This is a genomic window from Methanohalobium evestigatum Z-7303 (assembly GCF_000196655.1).
Classification (GTDB): domain Archaea; phylum Halobacteriota; class Methanosarcinia; order Methanosarcinales; family Methanosarcinaceae; genus Methanohalobium; species Methanohalobium evestigatum.
The window spans coordinates 1,809,960-1,827,252 of the sequence record NC_014253.1; the positions used below are offsets into that span (position 1 = coordinate 1,809,960).

At 36.6% G+C, this 17,293-nt stretch carries 19 protein-coding genes; 5 read left to right on the plus strand and 14 right to left on the minus strand.

All coding sequences use genetic code 11. The annotated features are described in order from the left end of the window. Positions 1–5 precede the first annotated feature (5 nt). From METEV_RS08995 to METEV_RS09050, 12 genes are all read right to left on the minus strand, one after another. A complete protein-coding gene (locus METEV_RS08995; protein ID WP_013195197.1) occupies positions 6–257 on the minus strand; it encodes a hypothetical protein in 252 nt (83 codons plus the stop codon). Next, positions 254–1,207, minus strand: a complete 954-nt coding sequence (locus METEV_RS09000; protein WP_013195198.1) for a DUF7490 domain-containing protein — start codon at positions 1,205–1,207, stop codon at positions 254–256. The genes METEV_RS08995 and METEV_RS09000 overlap by 4 nt, the downstream gene beginning before the upstream one ends. A gap of 77 nt (positions 1,208–1,284) precedes the next feature. Further along, positions 1,285–2,106 carry an imidazole glycerol phosphate synthase subunit HisF gene (hisF, locus tag METEV_RS09005; RefSeq protein WP_013195199.1) on the minus strand — a complete coding sequence of 274 codons (822 nt, stop codon included), beginning with the start codon at positions 2,104–2,106 and terminating at the stop codon, positions 1,285–1,287. A gap of 53 nt (positions 2,107–2,159) precedes the next feature. Then, entirely contained in the window at positions 2,160–2,867 is a 708-nt protein-coding gene (locus METEV_RS09010) for a DUF1614 domain-containing protein (RefSeq protein WP_013195200.1), read from the minus strand. Positions 2,868–2,897: 30 nt separating this feature from the next. Further along, a complete protein-coding gene (locus METEV_RS09015) occupies positions 2,898–3,338 on the minus strand; it encodes a bifunctional nuclease family protein (RefSeq protein WP_013195201.1) in 441 nt (146 codons plus the stop codon). A gap of 67 nt (positions 3,339–3,405) precedes the next feature. After that, positions 3,406–4,686, minus strand: coding sequence for an RNA-guided endonuclease InsQ/TnpB family protein (locus METEV_RS09020; RefSeq protein WP_013195202.1), 1,281 nt, complete (start codon positions 4,684–4,686; stop codon positions 3,406–3,408). Beyond that, complete coding sequence (gene tnpA, locus METEV_RS09025) at positions 4,664–5,092, minus strand: IS200/IS605 family transposase (RefSeq protein WP_013195203.1); 429 nt, start codon at positions 5,090–5,092, stop codon at positions 4,664–4,666. The genes METEV_RS09020 and tnpA overlap by 23 nt, the downstream gene beginning before the upstream one ends. 108 nt (positions 5,093–5,200) lie before the next feature. Further along, positions 5,201–5,851, minus strand: coding sequence for a protein-L-isoaspartate O-methyltransferase (locus METEV_RS09030; protein WP_013195204.1), 651 nt, complete (start codon positions 5,849–5,851; stop codon positions 5,201–5,203). Beyond that, positions 5,827–6,468 (minus strand): HVO_0476 family zinc finger protein, encoded by a 642-nt coding sequence (locus METEV_RS09035; RefSeq protein WP_013195205.1) that lies wholly within the window; start codon positions 6,466–6,468, stop codon positions 5,827–5,829. Before METEV_RS09035 ends, METEV_RS09030 begins: the two co-directional genes overlap by 25 nt. Before the next feature lie 131 nt (positions 6,469–6,599). Then, positions 6,600–7,469: an agmatinase gene (speB, locus tag METEV_RS09040; protein WP_013195206.1), complete on the minus strand. Its 870-nt coding sequence runs from the start codon at positions 7,467–7,469 to the stop codon at positions 6,600–6,602. A 26-nt stretch (positions 7,470–7,495) separates the two neighbouring features. Beyond that, on the minus strand, positions 7,496–7,882 hold the full coding sequence (locus METEV_RS09045) for a translation initiation factor IF-5A (RefSeq protein WP_013195207.1): 387 nt from the start codon (positions 7,880–7,882) through the stop codon (positions 7,496–7,498). 201 nt (positions 7,883–8,083) lie between these two features. Continuing rightward, positions 8,084–9,799, minus strand: a complete 1,716-nt coding sequence (locus METEV_RS09050) for an aldehyde ferredoxin oxidoreductase family protein (protein WP_013195208.1) — start codon at positions 9,797–9,799, stop codon at positions 8,084–8,086. 137 nt (positions 9,800–9,936) lie between these two features. On the opposite strand from METEV_RS09050, the gene METEV_RS09055 reads away from it, so the two are divergent. Then, a complete protein-coding gene (locus METEV_RS09055; RefSeq protein WP_013195209.1) occupies positions 9,937–11,142 on the plus strand; it encodes a cation:proton antiporter in 1,206 nt (401 codons plus the stop codon). A 111-nt stretch (positions 11,143–11,253) separates the two neighbouring features. After that, a complete protein-coding gene (locus METEV_RS09060; protein WP_013195210.1) occupies positions 11,254–11,484 on the plus strand; it encodes a ferredoxin in 231 nt (76 codons plus the stop codon). A gap of 5 nt (positions 11,485–11,489) precedes the next feature. Here METEV_RS09060 and METEV_RS09065 read toward each other — a convergent pair whose 3' ends face one another. Together METEV_RS09065 and METEV_RS09070 are read right to left on the minus strand one after the other, a co-directional pair. Further along, on the minus strand, positions 11,490–11,870 hold the full coding sequence (locus tag METEV_RS09065) for a methylated-DNA--[protein]-cysteine S-methyltransferase (protein WP_013195211.1): 381 nt from the start codon (positions 11,868–11,870) through the stop codon (positions 11,490–11,492). Then, a complete protein-coding gene (locus METEV_RS09070) occupies positions 11,851–12,573 on the minus strand; it encodes a matrixin family metalloprotease (RefSeq protein WP_013195212.1) in 723 nt (240 codons plus the stop codon). Before METEV_RS09070 ends, METEV_RS09065 begins: the two co-directional genes overlap by 20 nt. Before the next feature lie 461 nt (positions 12,574–13,034). Here METEV_RS09070 and METEV_RS09075 point away from each other — a divergent pair, with 461 nt between their 5' ends. From METEV_RS09075 to mmp3, 3 genes are all read left to right on the plus strand, one after another. Continuing rightward, entirely contained in the window at positions 13,035–13,838 is an 804-nt protein-coding gene (locus METEV_RS09075) for an HAD family hydrolase (protein WP_013195213.1), read from the plus strand. 197 nt (positions 13,839–14,035) lie between these two features. Beyond that, positions 14,036–15,634 (plus strand): methyl coenzyme M reductase system, component A2, encoded by a 1,599-nt coding sequence (gene atwA, locus METEV_RS09080; RefSeq protein ID WP_013195214.1) that lies wholly within the window; start codon positions 14,036–14,038, stop codon positions 15,632–15,634. 119 nt (positions 15,635–15,753) lie between these two features. After that, complete coding sequence (mmp3, locus tag METEV_RS09085; RefSeq protein WP_269634961.1) at positions 15,754–17,292, plus strand: methyl-coenzyme M reductase-associated protein Mmp3; 1,539 nt, start codon at positions 15,754–15,756, stop codon at positions 17,290–17,292. Position 17,293 lies beyond the last annotated feature (1 nt).

The window sequence follows — 17,293 nt, forward strand, 5'->3', positions numbered from 1 at the left end:
CTCTATTATCGTTTTATCAGATAAAGCCTTATTATATACAGACTGATTCCAAAAACAACCAGATTAAAAAGAGCCTTAAACACCGGAATATATCGGTTTATAAACCACATACCGATTATATCATCTATTAAAAAATAAATCTGGAAGAGTGCCAGAACCATAAATCCTATTGCAAGGGCAAATACACCTTTTTTAAAGTAGTCTTCCATTACTATGGTTCTGGACTGCGAATTATCAGTTGTGTCTGAATTGTTCAATTCAACTTCCTCTTTAGGATTAATACCATTGCAAATATAGCACCTATAGCCGGAAGGATTTTAAATCCCGGTGCCGCTTCTTCTCCCGATGATTCCGGTCTTGGTCGAGTATCACTTACAAAGTCACTAGTCTCAATATCTTTTGTTTCTGTACGGGTATCTTCATCTATTTCCTTTTCGGGTTCAAGCTGTAGATAATCCACACCCCTGTTGACTATGGTATTATTGCTCCATAGCAGTATTTCAACACGGTAGTTGTAATTATCCGGTATTTCAAGGTCGATGCTTTTTATTACTGTATTTTCAGGTTGGATGAAAGCTGTACTTGCCCATTCTTTATCGGCTATCAAACCGGAATCAATCTGTCGCGCCTTTACAAGTATACGATAATTACTGCTTTTACTGCGGCCTTCATTTGTAAGGTAGATATCATTCTGGATTAATGCTCTACCGTCTTCAACTCTTTTAACTATGAAATCAATTTCACCGATTTCGATTCCGGTTTTTAAAACGTCAGCCTTTAAATTTTCCAGATTATGTATTTTTATTTGACCGGTGCTTTCCTGTTTATTATTTTCAAAAATAGTGGCTGTTATTCTGTAATCTCCTTTTTTTGGAAGCTCCATCGACTGTATTACACGATGAGTCTTCCCACTTTCCACAACACCAATATCATTTAGCTTTTCTGTTTCCAGTAATCCAGTATTTTCATTATATGCTTTCAACAGTAGTGATGTATTATTATCAGAATTTGCACCGTGATTTTCGATATAGGTAGTCACATTGATATCAACATAGGATATCTGCACTTCATCTGCAGAAATATCCATGTTCGTCACTCTCAAACGGCTCGGTTCTGCTGTTTCCTCAACACAACCACTAAATGCTATAAAAAAAACTACAGCCGCAATTGCTGCGGTTATCCTGTAAGAATTTAAAGTTCCCCCCATAAATTGCTACCCTTAAAAAATAAATTCTCAGGGTATTTATAAGTTTTTAAATCAATTCCTGATAGTAAAAAAGGGTTTTAAATACGGATGGGAAGCTCATGGTTTTTTAAATATTCTTTTACACCTGGTACTGTATACTCACCGAAATGGAATATACTTGCAGCAAGTGCCGCATCCGCTTTTCCACTGGTGAACCCTTCATACATATGTTGAGGGTTACCTGCACCCCCTGAAGCTATTATAGGTACTTCAACAGATTCAGAAACCGCCCTTGTCACAGGTACATCGAATCCATCATATGTTCCGTCTCTGTCCATACTTGTGAGCATTATTTCACCTGAACCAAGTTCTACAACCTTCTTTGCCCATTGAACAGCATCTACACCTGTGGGTTTACGACCTCCATATATAACTACTTCATACCATGCAGGTGTTCCGTCCTCAAGGGTCAGGATTGTTTTGTCAGAATTATCTGCTACATTGGTATTACGTTTACAATCGATTGCAGTTACTATACACTGTGAACCGAAAATGTCAGACGTTTCTTTAATAAGATTTGGATTCTTTACAGCCGATGTATTTATTGATACTTTGTCCGCCCCTGCACGAAGAATCTGTCGTACATCTTCTACTGAACCGACACCACCACCTACTGTAAGAGGTATGAAGACTTCATCTGCTGTCCTTTCAATGACATCTATCATGGTAGCTCTTCCTTCATGGGACGCTGTGATATCCAGAAATACTATTTCATCCGCACCCTGTTCATTATAAAGTTTTGCAAATTCTACAGGGTCACCTGCATGTCGGAGGTTAAAAAATTCTACCCCTTTTACAACAGTTCCACCTTCGCTATCAAGGGTTACGTCAAGACAAGGAATTATTCTTTTTGTAAGCATGGATAGATGTTAATGAATATATCCCTATATTAATAGGTAATGCTGGACAATATTCAGACAAGGAGTACTGCAATAACTCCTGCAAGAAAAATACCGTCAAATGTTCCTGCACCCCCAATACTGGCTACAGGTGCTCCAATGTCTCTTATTTTATCCAGATTGAATATATCCGCCCCTATAAGAGTACCCAGTGTTCCTCCTGTGTAGGCTATAACAAAGATAAGGTCAGGAGGTACTGAAAATACTGATACGATTAGTATAGCGCTAAGAGCAGCGGCAATCGGTGAAACCAGAACTGGTGTCACAATTCCAACCCCTTTGACAGGTTTTGATATTGAATAAGTCACAACCGAAACGAGTAAAATTCCAGCAATCGAATAAAAAAATGCCTCAGGGAATATTAACAGTAAATACAGAGATACAAGTCCGGGTATAACTGCACCACCCAGATTGACTGCAAGGGTTGTCTGTTTTTGAACTGCTTTTTTGAAAGGAAGTTTATAAACCATACCCATAAAACGTACAGATTCTCTTTCTACAACTGGCTTACTGGATTTGAGTTTTGTAACCGGTATGTTAACATGACTGCCAAAAAGGGATAAAATCAGTAACAAAAAAGCATCATACCAAGCAAAACCAATTTTTGTAAAGGCGGTACTTACAAGGCTGAAAAAAAGAATCCCTACAATAACTGATAAAATAATTAGCAGTAAAAACATAAAAACAATACTGAAAGGATTGTAAAATACACGTGAAACCATTGTTAACTCCTTTCAGATTAGAGTATAATTTTAAAATGTGTCAAGGGATTCTATATCCTGCAGACTATCTTTGTCTATAGCAACCGATTCAAATATATCTTCTTTAACATATATTGGTGCCTCGGACCTGAGAGCAAGTGCGATACAATCGCTGGGTCTTGCATCTATGTCCATTGAAAGCCCGTCTCGGTTAATCACCAGTCTGGCATAATAGGTGTTTTCAATTTTATCATCAATAAATATGTTTACAACATCCGTTTCAAGCCTGTCGAGGATAGATATCATAAGGTCATGAGTCATCGGTCTTGGCATAGTTTCCTGATTTAATACCATGTTAATTGATAACGCTTCGGGATGACCTATATAAATAGGCATGATGCGTCCTGTGCTGTCTTCAAGCAAAACTGTTGGTGCTCCAAACCCCTCTCTGACCCTGACAACATACACTCCCTTTACACTGACTTCTAACATACCATCCTCAGTCATACATAAATAATTATCATGCCTGTTATTAATATCTTATTGAACTACACCACGCTTACGCATGGAGATTCCTACGAGTGTTCATATCATCCATTGGATGTATTTTATAAACATCGAATGTTAATAAACCTGTTTGTCGTAGATTACAGGCGAATTGCCTGTAGCCTGTCCAAATAGCATTCTGTGATAGGTAACGGATCATGATATTTATCGCACTGTTTTTATCTCTATCGATCTCATTACCACAATCACATGATAGGTTACGTTTGTAGAGAGGCATATCGTGTACCTTACCGCAAACGTAACAGATTTTTGAAGTGTAACTTTCATCAATTTTTGTTAATTGTTTACCTGCAAATTCTGATTTGTAGGTCAAAAATTCGATGAAACGTGATATGTATCCGTTGTTCTGAGTGGAACGGTTCAAGGATTTCTGTCGGGATTTTGGTAGCTTTTTTGAGTTTGTCATGTCCTTGACATCTAGATCTCCCACAATTATAGTGTTTAATCTGGTATTATCGACCATTTTCCTGGATAATTTGTGCTGCCAATCTTTAATCTGATTATTTTTCTTTTTAGTCATCACTCGTATCGCATCATTTATCCTGAACCATCTATGGCTGTATTTTTTGCAGTGGTCTCTCCTTGATTTTGCCTGATTTATCTTTTTGTCCCAGTATTTGTCAAACCTTGGGTTTGTGATTTCAAGGATTTTTCCATCAGTGTTTACAGCAGTGATGGTTTTTGTAATACCTAGATCAATTGCTTGATTTTTTTCGTTGTCTTTGTAATTCGTTTGCGGAAATGTTTCATAAACTACTGATACGAAGAAGTCACCTTTGCCTTTATATGGCTCGGAATTGAAAATTTCGGTGTGTTTTACGTCATAATTTTCGAGTTCTTGTGGAATATTAAAAGAAATAGGTCTATTATTATATTTATGGCTGAATATTATTTTTCCATTTTCTATTTTGAATCCACTCTGGTTATATGGAATAGTGAAAAAATACACACTTTTCTTGAATCTGGGTGGTTTTGCATTTTTATCACCGTTTTTTCTTAATCCAAAAAACGATTTGTAGTTTGCATCCAATTTTTGCAGTACACCCTGACAGGTCTTTGAATAAAGTGAATAAATAGATGGATATTGGTCTTTTAATGATGGGAGATTGTCCTGTTGATGGCTATATTTTATACTCTTACGTTCATGCTTCCATGCTTCTTTCCTTTCAGACAACGATAAATTGTAAAGTAAGGTGCATCGTTTTGATAGTTTCCAGAGTACATCCAATTGTTCACTGGTCGGTTTTATCTTATATTTCTTTGTCAGAAGCACTTTTTACACCTTGATTATCTATATATCTTTTCAAAACATCTAATGTAACCTGACCTGTAGTTGCCAGGAAGTAAGACCTTGACCAGAAAGCATCTTTACCTAACATCTCTTTTACTTCTGGGTAGTTCCTGCGTATTTCTCTTGATGTTATGCTTTTTACCGAATTGATATACTTTGGAATATCGAGTGATGGGTTAGATTTGAAAATCATGTGGAAATGGTCTTCATCGCATTCGATATTCAAAACATCAACATCAAAAGTTTGGCTGATTTCATATATTTTTCTTTTCAACAAGTCTACAACATCCGGATTTTTCAAAGCATTTCTTCTGTATTTTACACATTGTACAAAATGATAATTTAGTGAATATACAGAATGACTACTTTTATCTAAGTTATAGTTCATAGTTACATAATATTTAATATAACTGTAACTACAAAAGATTTTTTGGTAATTAATTATGTGACAATATCTATAGACGTCTTTTAATCCCCTACCTTTTGGGAGTGGACTTCACGACTTCATGTTAAAACCGTATTTCCCGATGAGTGGAACAAACATTACACCACCCTTTTCATTTTTACTGATAGACCCGTCCAGTTCCTTTTTTATCTGATAGAGGTCCTGGAAATAGAAACCCACCGGTATAACCAGTATCCCTTCAGGCTTTAAGTGGTTCAATAAACTGTCAGGAACATCTGGTGCTCCTGCTGTTACAAGTATCCGGTCATAGGGTGCATATTCCGGATATCCTTCAGAACCATCACCATGGATTACCGTCACATTACTGTATCCGGCATTTTTAAGATTGTTTCTGGAAAAATTAACCAGTTCCTCGATGCATTCTATCGAATATACATGTCCTGATTCACCTACAAGTTCTGATATTACAGCTGCATGGTAACCAGAACCAGCTCCCACTTCAAGGACAACCTGACCCTCACTTAAATCAAGTAAATCACACATCATTGCTACCATATGAGGAGCAGAAATCGTTTGATTTTGCCCTATCATTATAGGGGCATCCACATAAGCATCTATTTGGGATTCCGATGGAACAAAAAGGTGTCTCGGGACACGATACATAGCATCCAGTATTTCCTGGCTCAGACCCTGATATTTAAGAGAATTTATAAGCCTTAACCTCTCCTCTTTATACTCCATGCAGTTCTACCCCGATGCTTTTCTCTGAAAATTTCCTGTGCGAAAAGACGTTTAATGTATTTTGCTTCTACAACATCCCCCTCTTTAATCCTGAAACCATTGTTTCTGATTTTTATTCTTGTTATTACAAAGGAAATATTATCGAAATTGTATTTTTCACCCACAACAAATTCATAACCTCCTGATACTCTTTTGGTTATAGAATACGTTTTCTGGTCGGAATGAAGTGCAATTTTTACATCGACTTCATCTATAGCCCTCCCCCAAACAGAGTCAATATAATCTACTTCTGCTGAATCTACACGTTTTCCTTGTGACTCAATAGAAGTTACAATTATAGGATACACTTCATCTGATACCCCATCATCAACCACTATTTCATCATCTACTTCTACCAGTTCACCTTTATACATCAGGTTTGTATGGGTAAAAGTTTTTCCGCCTTTACTGATTACCGTTTTTATATAAACGGATTTATCCTTTTCGATTCTTGGTGAATGTATCTCTTCGCATTCCTTGCATTTTACAAGGACGTTCTGACCGGATTTTAACACTTCATGTAAAACAGGTATATCTGGTGAACATGACGGACATTCAACTTCAATTTCATCATTCATAATATAACTCTCCTTTATCCAGACCTAAATTATAATTAAAACTACAGCAATCCATTATTTAATGTGGTAATTGTTTATAAAAATAAATAACCAGAACGGTTATAAAAGGTTGTTTAAACAAATAGCAAATGTTATTTTTTACCTGATGCATGAGAAGCTATAAATTCACGCATCAATTTTGCACCAAGTATAGCGGTTTGACCTGTATCATAGCCCGGAACTATTTCCATCAAATCAAACCCGATTGATATTGGTGCCAGTGCATGTATAATATGCCTGACATCAAAAGGGTCTAAGCCGAATGGTTCAGGAGTTCCGGTTGCAGGTGCATGGGTAGAATCGAATGCATCCATATCCAGTGACAGATATATGGAATCACTATTTAGATATTCTACAACTTCAGATATTACAGTGTTTATTCCCTGTTTTCTTATATCTTCAGGAGTGTAGAATTTTATATTGTTATCCCTTGCAAATTCCCACTCTTCTCTGGTGCCACTGCGTACCCCCAACAATACATAATTACTGCTGATATCGTCTGTAATATGTCTGGAAACCGAGGCATGGCTGTGTTTTACACCATCAAACTCATCACGAAGGTCAAAATGTGCATCCAGTACAACAACACCGAAATCATCACCTACATTTTCTTTACACGCTTTGACACACGGATAAGTCAGAGAATGCTCTCCACCGACCATCAACGGTACTTTATTATTCCTTAACAATGAATCCGTTTCATTATAAAGTTCTCTGAGTGTATCATCAACTGATGCAAAGGTTTCAAGGTTTCCAGCATCATAGATATTTAAATCCACAAAATCAATATCAAAATAAGAATTATAGCTTTCAAAATTTGATGATGCTGTGCGAACGGAATCAGGTGCCCAGCGGCTACCTACACGATAAGATGAAGTTCCATCAAATGGAACTCCAAATATTACATATCTGGCAGATTCATAATCCGCCATTGCATCCATTATACCCGGCTGGTAAAACATATACAGTTATTTATTTTTTGTAATAGTTATGTCCTCATTTCAATTTTTTGATTGCCCATTGCTGTAATATAGGTGATTTCTTCACCTTCGTTTACCTTATCTTTATATTCTTCGGGGACAGGAAGCTCAAAGGTTGAATAGTCATCCATATCCATTAACTGAGCAACGCTTCCATCAAAGGACAAAACCTGTGCACTTTTACGCTCTACAACCGGTGTATAGATTTTTGACGATACTGAGCTTACTATAGAGCGTTTTTGACCATCAAAAATTCCTATGGCATCAATTCTTGCTTTTGCAGACCCGTGTTTACCGGGTTTTGATTTAGAAATGCTTTTTATTATACAGGGTTCCTCGTCTATTACTACATATCTTCCTTCTTTAAGTTCTTTAACTGTTATCTGTTCTTTCATTTATATAATCCTCCTTGTAACAAATTAACTTTACAAATGTTTGTTGTGACCTACGCGTATAATGAAGCCATTCCATATATCAAGTTATCGAATCAGAACAAATCATGTTTGGTATTTGACCTTTATAAACCGATTCATCGTTATATTACAGAATTAATGCATAATTTAATACATATATTTTTATTTTAAAAATGATACATTTTAAACAACTGACCAATCAATACCAAGTTCATCCAGTTTATTAGATTCTGGGACACCTTTTTTATTCCACCCACGAAAATGATAATAATCAAAAACCGCCTCTTCAAATTCGTTTTTATCAATACCATTATCATCAAAAAAACGGCCAGGGAGTGTATCATCAGAAACTGTGAAACCTGATCTGTTATTGAACAGCCGTTCAAGGTTCCATGTACGCTCCCCTGAACGCAATAAATCCTCTGGTGTGTAGTAAACACCTGTAACAGAACTTAGCATCGATGCCAGTACAGTTTCATCAAGTGCAAAAACCGAATAATTACACAGAGATAATGAATTGATTGCAGCTATAAGGTTCTGGAAATACTGCAAAATTCCGGCTTTACCACTAAAAGTCTGTCTGTCCAGAAGTTTTGGTTTGCCCAGTACCTCTGGAGCTATCATATAGGAATCTCTATAACATCCACCATGATTGGATGTAGCATATCCAAGAGCCTGCCCCTGTATTCCACGTGGATCATACCCCGGTAATTCAAAGGACTTTACACTCATACCCACATCTTTACCTATTGCATTCATGAAAGATGATGAACCGTTACAGAGTTTACTTTTACCTTCTCCTATATCCTCTATCATCTGCAAAAGGTTTTCAGAACCAATATTCTTGGATGCAAGTTCCAGATATGATGCTATTGTAGAACCACATGATACAGAATCAATACCATAATCTCTGCAAAGATTACAAGCTTTTATTATAGTGTCAAAATCATTGTTACCCACAGCAGGACCAAATGCCCATATGGTATCATAATCCGGTATTAGCCTGTTATCTTTTGTTTGGAATTTACACGCTATAGGACAACCCGAACAACCAGATAGTTTCTCAGTGTCATAATTGTTTTTGATGTATTCTGCAGAAAGCAAATCTATACCACCAAATGAAGTATATCTGAAATTATAGGCTGGAAGTACATTCATATAATTCATAAGAGCCATAAAAGCAGATGTCCCATAGACTTTCAAACCCTTTGATACCACAGGATTTGCATCAAGTAACTGTCCAGCATGAACCACTGTTTTTCCAAATTCAGTTTCATCAAAAATGTATGGTTTATTGCTCCCTTTTACCACTATAGCTTTAAGGTTCTTAGAACCTGATATTGCTCCAAGTCCCCCTCGCTCTGATGAATACATATAGTCATTAACTATATTTGCCAGTAGTATCTGGTTTTCACCCGATTTACCTATACATGCAACTTTTCCCCCATGATGCAAAATATCAGTTGTTTCAACTGTATTTTTGTTCCACAGGTGTGTGGCGGATTTTAATTCTACATGATTATCCTCAATTTGCAGGTAAACCGGTGATTTGGCTTTTCCTTTGATAACAAGTGCATCAATACCTGCAAGTTTCAATTCTTTACCAAAAAATCCGCCGGTTTCTGCACTAAAAATTGTATTTGTTAGAGGAGATTTGGATGTTATAGAACACATCCCATTAAGCGGGGTTTCTGTTCCTGCAAGAGGTGATGTTGTTACAATAAGAGGATTATCGGGACTTAACGGGTTTACACGGGGCGAACATAAATCACAAAGTATCCTGACTCCAAGCCCACGACCTCCTATATAAGTACGGAGATTTTTTTCATCAGTAGTGGTTTCTGTTACTGTACTACTGCTGAGGTCAACTGTAATTGTCTTTCCCATCCATCCATACATATTAAGTTATCCCGCATTTTATAATTGTAATTATAGGTGAAATTTAATATTAAAATTTTAAATTCTGGACAATAATAAATATTCTATTAAATTTGAATGTTACCAGATGGTGTATACAAAAATAGGTGGGAAGAGATATGGTTGCTGTCTATATAATGCTTGTAGGTGCTATCGTAGTTTTTGCAATGATTCTTCGTTCTGGTATGAAAGAAATTGGAATTCCATCAATGATTAGTTTTTTTGTGCTGGGATTTTTGGTTCGTTTTATGGATAATCAGTGGAATCTGATTTCTGAACAGGGTTTCCAAATTTTTAATTTTCTGGCAGAACTTGGTGTAATAGTTTTGCTGTTTCGTGTGGGGCTTGAAAGCAAGGTCACCAAACTGATAAGATGGCTACCTACTGCAAGTAAAATCTGGATTGGTGGTGTATTTTTTAGTGGTTTGCTCGGTTTTTTAGCCTCCTACTATCTATTGGGATGGGAGCTTGTACAAAGTCTGTTTGTTTCAGTGGCAATGACTGCAACAAGTGTAGGAGTTACGGTGAGCATATGGCAGGAAGCAAATCTATTGTACACGCATCATGGTGAAATATTACTGGATGTAGCAGAACTGGATGATATATCTGGTGTTATACTTATGGCTTTATTGTTTGCTGTTGCACCTGTGCTTAAAAGTGGAAATATTGTTGCAGCTCTGCCTATGTTGCCAGAAATACTTGGATTATTCATTCTGAAATTAATTGCATTTATTGCATTCTGTATTTTCTTTTCGCGCTATCTTGAAGCCCATATAACAGAATTTCTTGAAAGAATTCAGGTGGGAAAAGGCACATTGCTGGTCATTCTGGGTATAGGAATGGTAGTTGCCGCTACTGCTGAAATGCTTGGTTTTTCAGTGGCAATAGGTGCTTTTTTTGCAGGTCTTATTTTCAGCCGAGACCCGGATTCAGTAAAATTTGACGGTTCATTCGAACCTTTATATGACCTGTTCATGCCTTTTTTCTTTGTCGGAATCGGATTAAAAATCAATCCAGAAGTTATTACAGGTTCCCTTGTTCCAGTTGTTATACTGATTCTGGTAGCATTTGCAGGTAAATTAATAGGACATGGTAGTATTGCATATTTTGTTACCGGTTCATCGGGTGCACTCATACTCGGAACCAGTATGATACCAAGAGCAGAAATTGCTCTTATTATAATGCAAAAAGGATTATCCCTTGGTGACTGGGCAGTAACACCGCAAATATTTGCCAATATGGTTATAGTATCGGCAGTAACTTCGCTAACAATACCTCTAATATTGCGTCCTGTGCTAAACCGACAGTCCCAAAAGCTTACATAAATTGTTTACCAGTGTAGATAATATAAAAATAATTTTTTTCATACCAACCTATAAATATATATTAGGCTTACTTTTTTATTGGTTAAAACTAATAGGGGGAGACCTGAAAATATGGCAGATAAAACAAATAAAGTTCCAGAAAATGTAGAAGGACCATATTATGTAGATGAAGATTGTACCGCATGTGGGCTTTGTGTCGATACAGATCCCGAACATTTTGCAATGAATGATGATGAATCCTACACCTATGTATACAAACAGCCAGAAACAGATGACGAAATAGATGCCTGTGAGGAAGCACTGGAAGCATGTCCCGTTGAAGCTATCGGAAATGATGGTTAAATATTTTAAATTTTATCTTTTTTATAATTCTTTTCAAGTTCTATAAGTTTTTTCTTCTCTTCAAGTTTTTGCGGATTAAAGCCGCCACCAAATCCTCCAAGACCACTTTTTGATACCACTCTGTGGCACGGTATTACTATGGGATAAGGATTTTTAGACAATACTTTCCCTACTGCCTGTGAAGCCCTCGGTTTTTTTATCCTTTTAGCAAGTTCCGAATAGGTAATCGTTTCGCCATAGGGTATTTCCCGGGTTTCATTGAGAACCATTTGTTCAAATTCTGTAAGATGAGATAAATCAAGATCATATTCTGAAAAATCCCTTTTTCTGCCACTTATGTATTTTACAAAATCCTGACAAAGTAAATCAATTCTTACCGTACTCATCTATATCCCAGTCATCAAATACTTCTTTTTCAATGGATTCTCTTGTCTTTTTATGACGTTTCCAGCTTATTCCAAGAAATAGAAGAACCGCCATTACAGCTCCAGAAATAATAAAAAGGTACGGACGGGTTTTTTCAAGTAACAATGGGTTAATATTATCCCTCATTTCATATTCTGGATACATTATGTCATTTCTGTCGTCGCTATGACCAAGGCCAAGTGCATGTCCAAACTCATGTTTGGCTATTGCATACATATTGGCATCTCCATATTGCTGCCATGAATACCCCTGGTAATTCCCCACTTCAAGTACGATGTCAGCACGCACATATTTACCATCTATAACATAGGGTCTGCAGTATCCTGCAACTCCGTCAGGTGCTTTTTCCACCTCTTCAAGATTTTCAACCCATTTTACGTTAATATCGGCTCCTTCACTGGATTCTACAAATTTAAAATCAGGGTCAAAATTCAGGTGACCGTTTCCACCCTCATCCCAGTATTCTACTGCTTTTTCTATCTGCTTATAATATGTAGGGCTATAATGTTCAGGAACATTTTCATCATTAATATATACTGTTATAGGTGAATGGTCCCAAGGATTATCAGATATTCCAGGGCTGTTCTCTCCACCAGCAGAAGTGGGAAGTATGAAAGCAACCAATATCAGAACCGTTGCCAGAATAAGTATTAACTTTTCCATATGTTGATATTCCTATATATTCACCTATACATAAATCAATTGGGAGTTTTAAAAGATATCTATGTACAAATTTTAGATTTCATGAACACAGAAAATATAATTTGAAAATCATTAATATCTACTTGATAAATGATGAAAAAACATAACCAATAACTAATTTTATGAACATAAATACAATTTTTATAAACATCAAATTTATCTATGTGTACACTTATATAGAATCATGTTTCAGCACTATACGATTACAAAGTACCTGACTGCTGGTACATCATCGTTAGTGTTGGATGGTCTATAGGTCTATAACTACTCGAACTTTGCTGAATTAGGGGCTAACAGTTCCCTAATTCATATCCCTTACTATTCTACTTCTGATGAGTTCTGTTGATTGATAATTTTATATAAATGGTAGAATGACAGGTTTTTTATTATAAACCAGTTAAAAGTGATTCTATCCGTTTATCATGAAAAAAGAAAAAGCAGTAGTATTTGATAGTGCCGGTACACTTTTGCAGATGTACCGTGTCGGCAAAAAACCCGGATCAGGACAAATTTTTGATAATATAGAGAGCACTTCAGTGGTTGCAAAATACCCGAATAGGGCACTTGTTGTAATTAACACCGAACTACAAACAATTGCAGAAACCAATTCAGAAACCAGACTGATTGATTTTATACATGAAAACAATGTTGATATGGACATAAGCTGTTCCAGCAGTAATTTTAAAAAAGAGCAGATATTTGACATAATCAAAAAAAATGATGTTATAGTAGGGGATATACACGACGTTATCTGTGCTGTTAGAAAGGGTTGCCCACCTGACCTGTTTTATCTGGCAGCAGGTGTGATAATTGACGCCGGAATTAATACAGTGCTTTGTGTTTTAAGTACAGGTGGATGGTTATATCCCAATACATCCATTACAATAAGAAAACTACAAAACATGAACATCGATGTCTATATTGCGTCAGGTGACAGTACAAAAAATCTGAAAAAACTTGCACATTCCATAAATGTTCCAATTGAGGGGGTTTTTGGTATTGCCAATGCCCATGATAAAGAAAGAATTATCCATGATTTAAAAAACAAATACAATACTGTAGCTATGGTCGGTGATGGAATGAATGATATATTTGCTCTAAAAGCTGCAGACATGGGCATCTTAACCGTTCAGCAGGGAGATAGTCGACCTGAGAAACTCCGAAATTCAGCAAATACAATTATAACTGACATTATAGAAGTAGTAGATGTTATAAATCAGATATAATAATACACGTTTTCCTGCTTTGTTTTTTAAAGTTAACAGCGATATACATATGCGATATGTTTATGTAGTGCTTGATATAATGGATGAATATAATTAATCAAAATATATGTGTTTGTACGTAGTGGATTATTCATGGTTTTGTAACAAATAAGAATAACCAATATTAAAATCATTTATCTAACCGGTGGAGGAATAAAATGACATTGTTCATCGAAATTAAAAATTTGACCGTGGATTTTGACGGTACCAGTGTCCTGAAAAACGTTAACCTGAATATCAATGAAGGAGAGGTTGTTGGTATACTGGGAAGAAGTGGTGCTGGTAAGACCGTGCTCATGCATGTTTTACGTGGTGTTGAAGAATACAAAAATGCTTCTGGTGAAGTTATTTACCACCTTGCAAGATGCAGTAAATGTGGATATATTGAGCCACCGAGCAAAGTTGGTGAAGAGTGTAGAGAATGTGGAGAGGAATTACAATCATATGAAGTTGACCTCCTCAAACTCCCTTCCAATGACAAAAACCGAAGAAACATTGTAAAACGCATTGCTATAATGCTTCAACGTACTTTTGCACTTTATGGTGATGATAGGGTTATTGACAACGTCATAAGTTCACTCAAAGAAATAGGATACAAAGGTAAAGACGCACTGTCAAAAGCTATGGAACTTCTAGATGAAGTGGAAATGTCACACCGGATGATGCACGTAGCCCGTGATTTAAGTGGTGGAGAGAAACAGCGTGTCGTTCTTGCAAGACAGCTGGTTCGAAATCCCATGATGCTTATTGCTGATGAACCTACTGGTACACTTGACCCTAAAACTGCCAGAATAGTACATGATGTTATTTCAGATGCTGTTAATAGTTACAACATGACAATGACCATTACTTCACACTGGCCCGATGTAATAAAACAAATGGCAGATAAAGCAATTATCCTGGACAAAGGTGAAATTGTAAATGAAGGCAACCCCAGTGAAATGGCTGATGAATTTACAAATCTTGCCTGCAGTATAGAAAAAGAATGTAAAAGAGAAATAGGAGATAAAATTTTACAGGTTCAAAACCTGTCCAAAAAATATGTTTCTGTCACAAGAGGTGTGATTTACGCTGTAAATGATGTATCCTTTGATGTATACGAAGGTGAAATTTTTGGCATAGCCGGTGTCAGTGGCGCTGGTAAAACTACTACCTCACAGATACTTATAGGAAATGTCCAGCCTACAAAAGGCAGTATAGAAGTAAGAGTTGGCGATGATTGGGTCGATATGACCGTGCCGGGTGCGGAAAATAGAGGACATGCAACCCAGTATATGGGAATTCTTCATCAAGAATATGGATTATATACCAATAGGACCGTTATTGATAACCTTACCGAATCAATAGGAATCGACCTACCCTACGAACTTGCTGTTAAAAAAGCAATTAGTACACTAACAACCACTGGTTTTACTGAAGATGAAGCTAAGTCCCTGTTGCATAATATGGCTGAAGAGTTAAGTGAAGGTGAACGCCACAGAGTTGCACTTGCACAGGTGCTTATGAAAGAACCAAACATTGTCATAATGGACGAACCTACCGGTACAATGGACCCTGTGACCAAAAAAGATGTGACAAAGTCGATATTAAAAACAAGAGATAAAATGGGTGATACGTTCATAATTGTTTCACATGATATGGACTTTCTGGTTGATGTATGTGATAGAGTTGCTCTGATGCAGGAATCCAGAATAATGGACATCGGAGAACCCGAGAATGTACTGGCTCCATTACTTGAAGCCGAAAAGCAAATCTAATCTTTAAGGGAACTTTTTAAATCCGATGAGGTGGTGGTCGATGTTATAAAGAACAATAATTTTTTAGCCAATAACTGCTTTATGGGGTTGAACAGGAGGTTTTTGACACGGATAACGAAATAGAAGTTGAAGTTGATGGTCAAAAAATAACCTTGCCAGAAGAATCAACACTTGAAGATGCCCTGAAAAAATCCGATGTTACCTACAAAGAAGGAGCTTCAATTGGCATATTTGAAGAGAAAAAAAGTCAGGGTAGAGAGGAAACTAATAAATACAAAATAACGACATCCAAGGGTGAATTCCAGATAGAACTATATGGTAATGAAACCGAATCAAAAAAACGCTGGATTGAGAACTACAAAGATTTTGATAACTTAAAAGTTGAATGGGAAAATAATGACGCACTGGCGTTTGGTTCATTCAAAAGTAATATCAGCCCTGTTTTTGATTCCTACAAGTTTGAAGAATTTGACATAGTGTTCGGCACAGGAGGATTTGATCCCGACAAATCATTTATTATTATCATAAAAGAACCCCACAAAGCCGAATACGGTATCCCAGAAGATGGAAGTTTTGCTCATGTTATAAGTGGAAGAAAGATTGTTTCAAATCTGGAACAATCCGATACGATCAAAAAAGTAGAACCTGTTATAGAATGGGAAGAAACAGGAGAAGGCTACACTACAAATGACCTTTCTACCAAAGTTTCTGACGGAAACAAAATCTATACCCATTTTGAAGTGGAAATCAATCCTGACGCTCCTGAAGGTGCTGAAAGTTTTTTTGCACTTGTAAAAGATGGTACATTCAAAATCGATTTTGAAGCAAGTTCATTCATAGCGGATGACACGCTGAAAGGCGAAATGTCAAAATATGAGAATTTTGAACCAAGACAAACTGGAGCAGTATCTATCAGAACCGCGGGTTATAATACCGGACGTACGTATATATCAAGAAAAGACCGACCATCAAGTATTGCACATTCGGTTATTGGATATGTTACAAAAGGTATTGAATTGATAAAAATAGCCAAACAGGAAGATGTACTCTCGGTTGCTACAATACCAAACCAGATTATGTTGCTTGGGAAAGGTTTTAAAGAAGCCGAATCAAGGCTGGAAAACCTTGACATTAAACTTACAAGACAAAATCATACCGAAGATGATGCTGTTATCGTCAGCCAGAACCCTGAAAACACGATTGATATTTTCAATCAGGGTGAAGTCGAAGCTTATGGAGTTCCTGAATCACACCTTATAAAAATCGAATTATTCGATGATTCAGCACCCAAAACAGTCGATTTTTTCAGACATGCTGCAAGGCTTCAATTTAAAAATGTAGGACATCTATCGGTATATTTCACCTATGAAAATACCTATCTTTTCAAAGCTGAACTGGAAGCTGAAAAATATAAAGAAATAATGCCAGAAAATACCCCTGAAAATAAAGTTAATGCAGGAGATGTCGGAATTACAAATCAGGCTGCAAAAAGAATGGGATACATCGGTGTTAAAACTGAAGACGATGACATGTTCGGTCCCACTGGTGAGAAATTTTCCAGCACCAATATAATAGGAAGGATACTGGACATTGAGAAATTAAAGAACCTGAAAGATGGAGACATCATGTATATAATTGAATCCTCTGGAGAGGATTGAA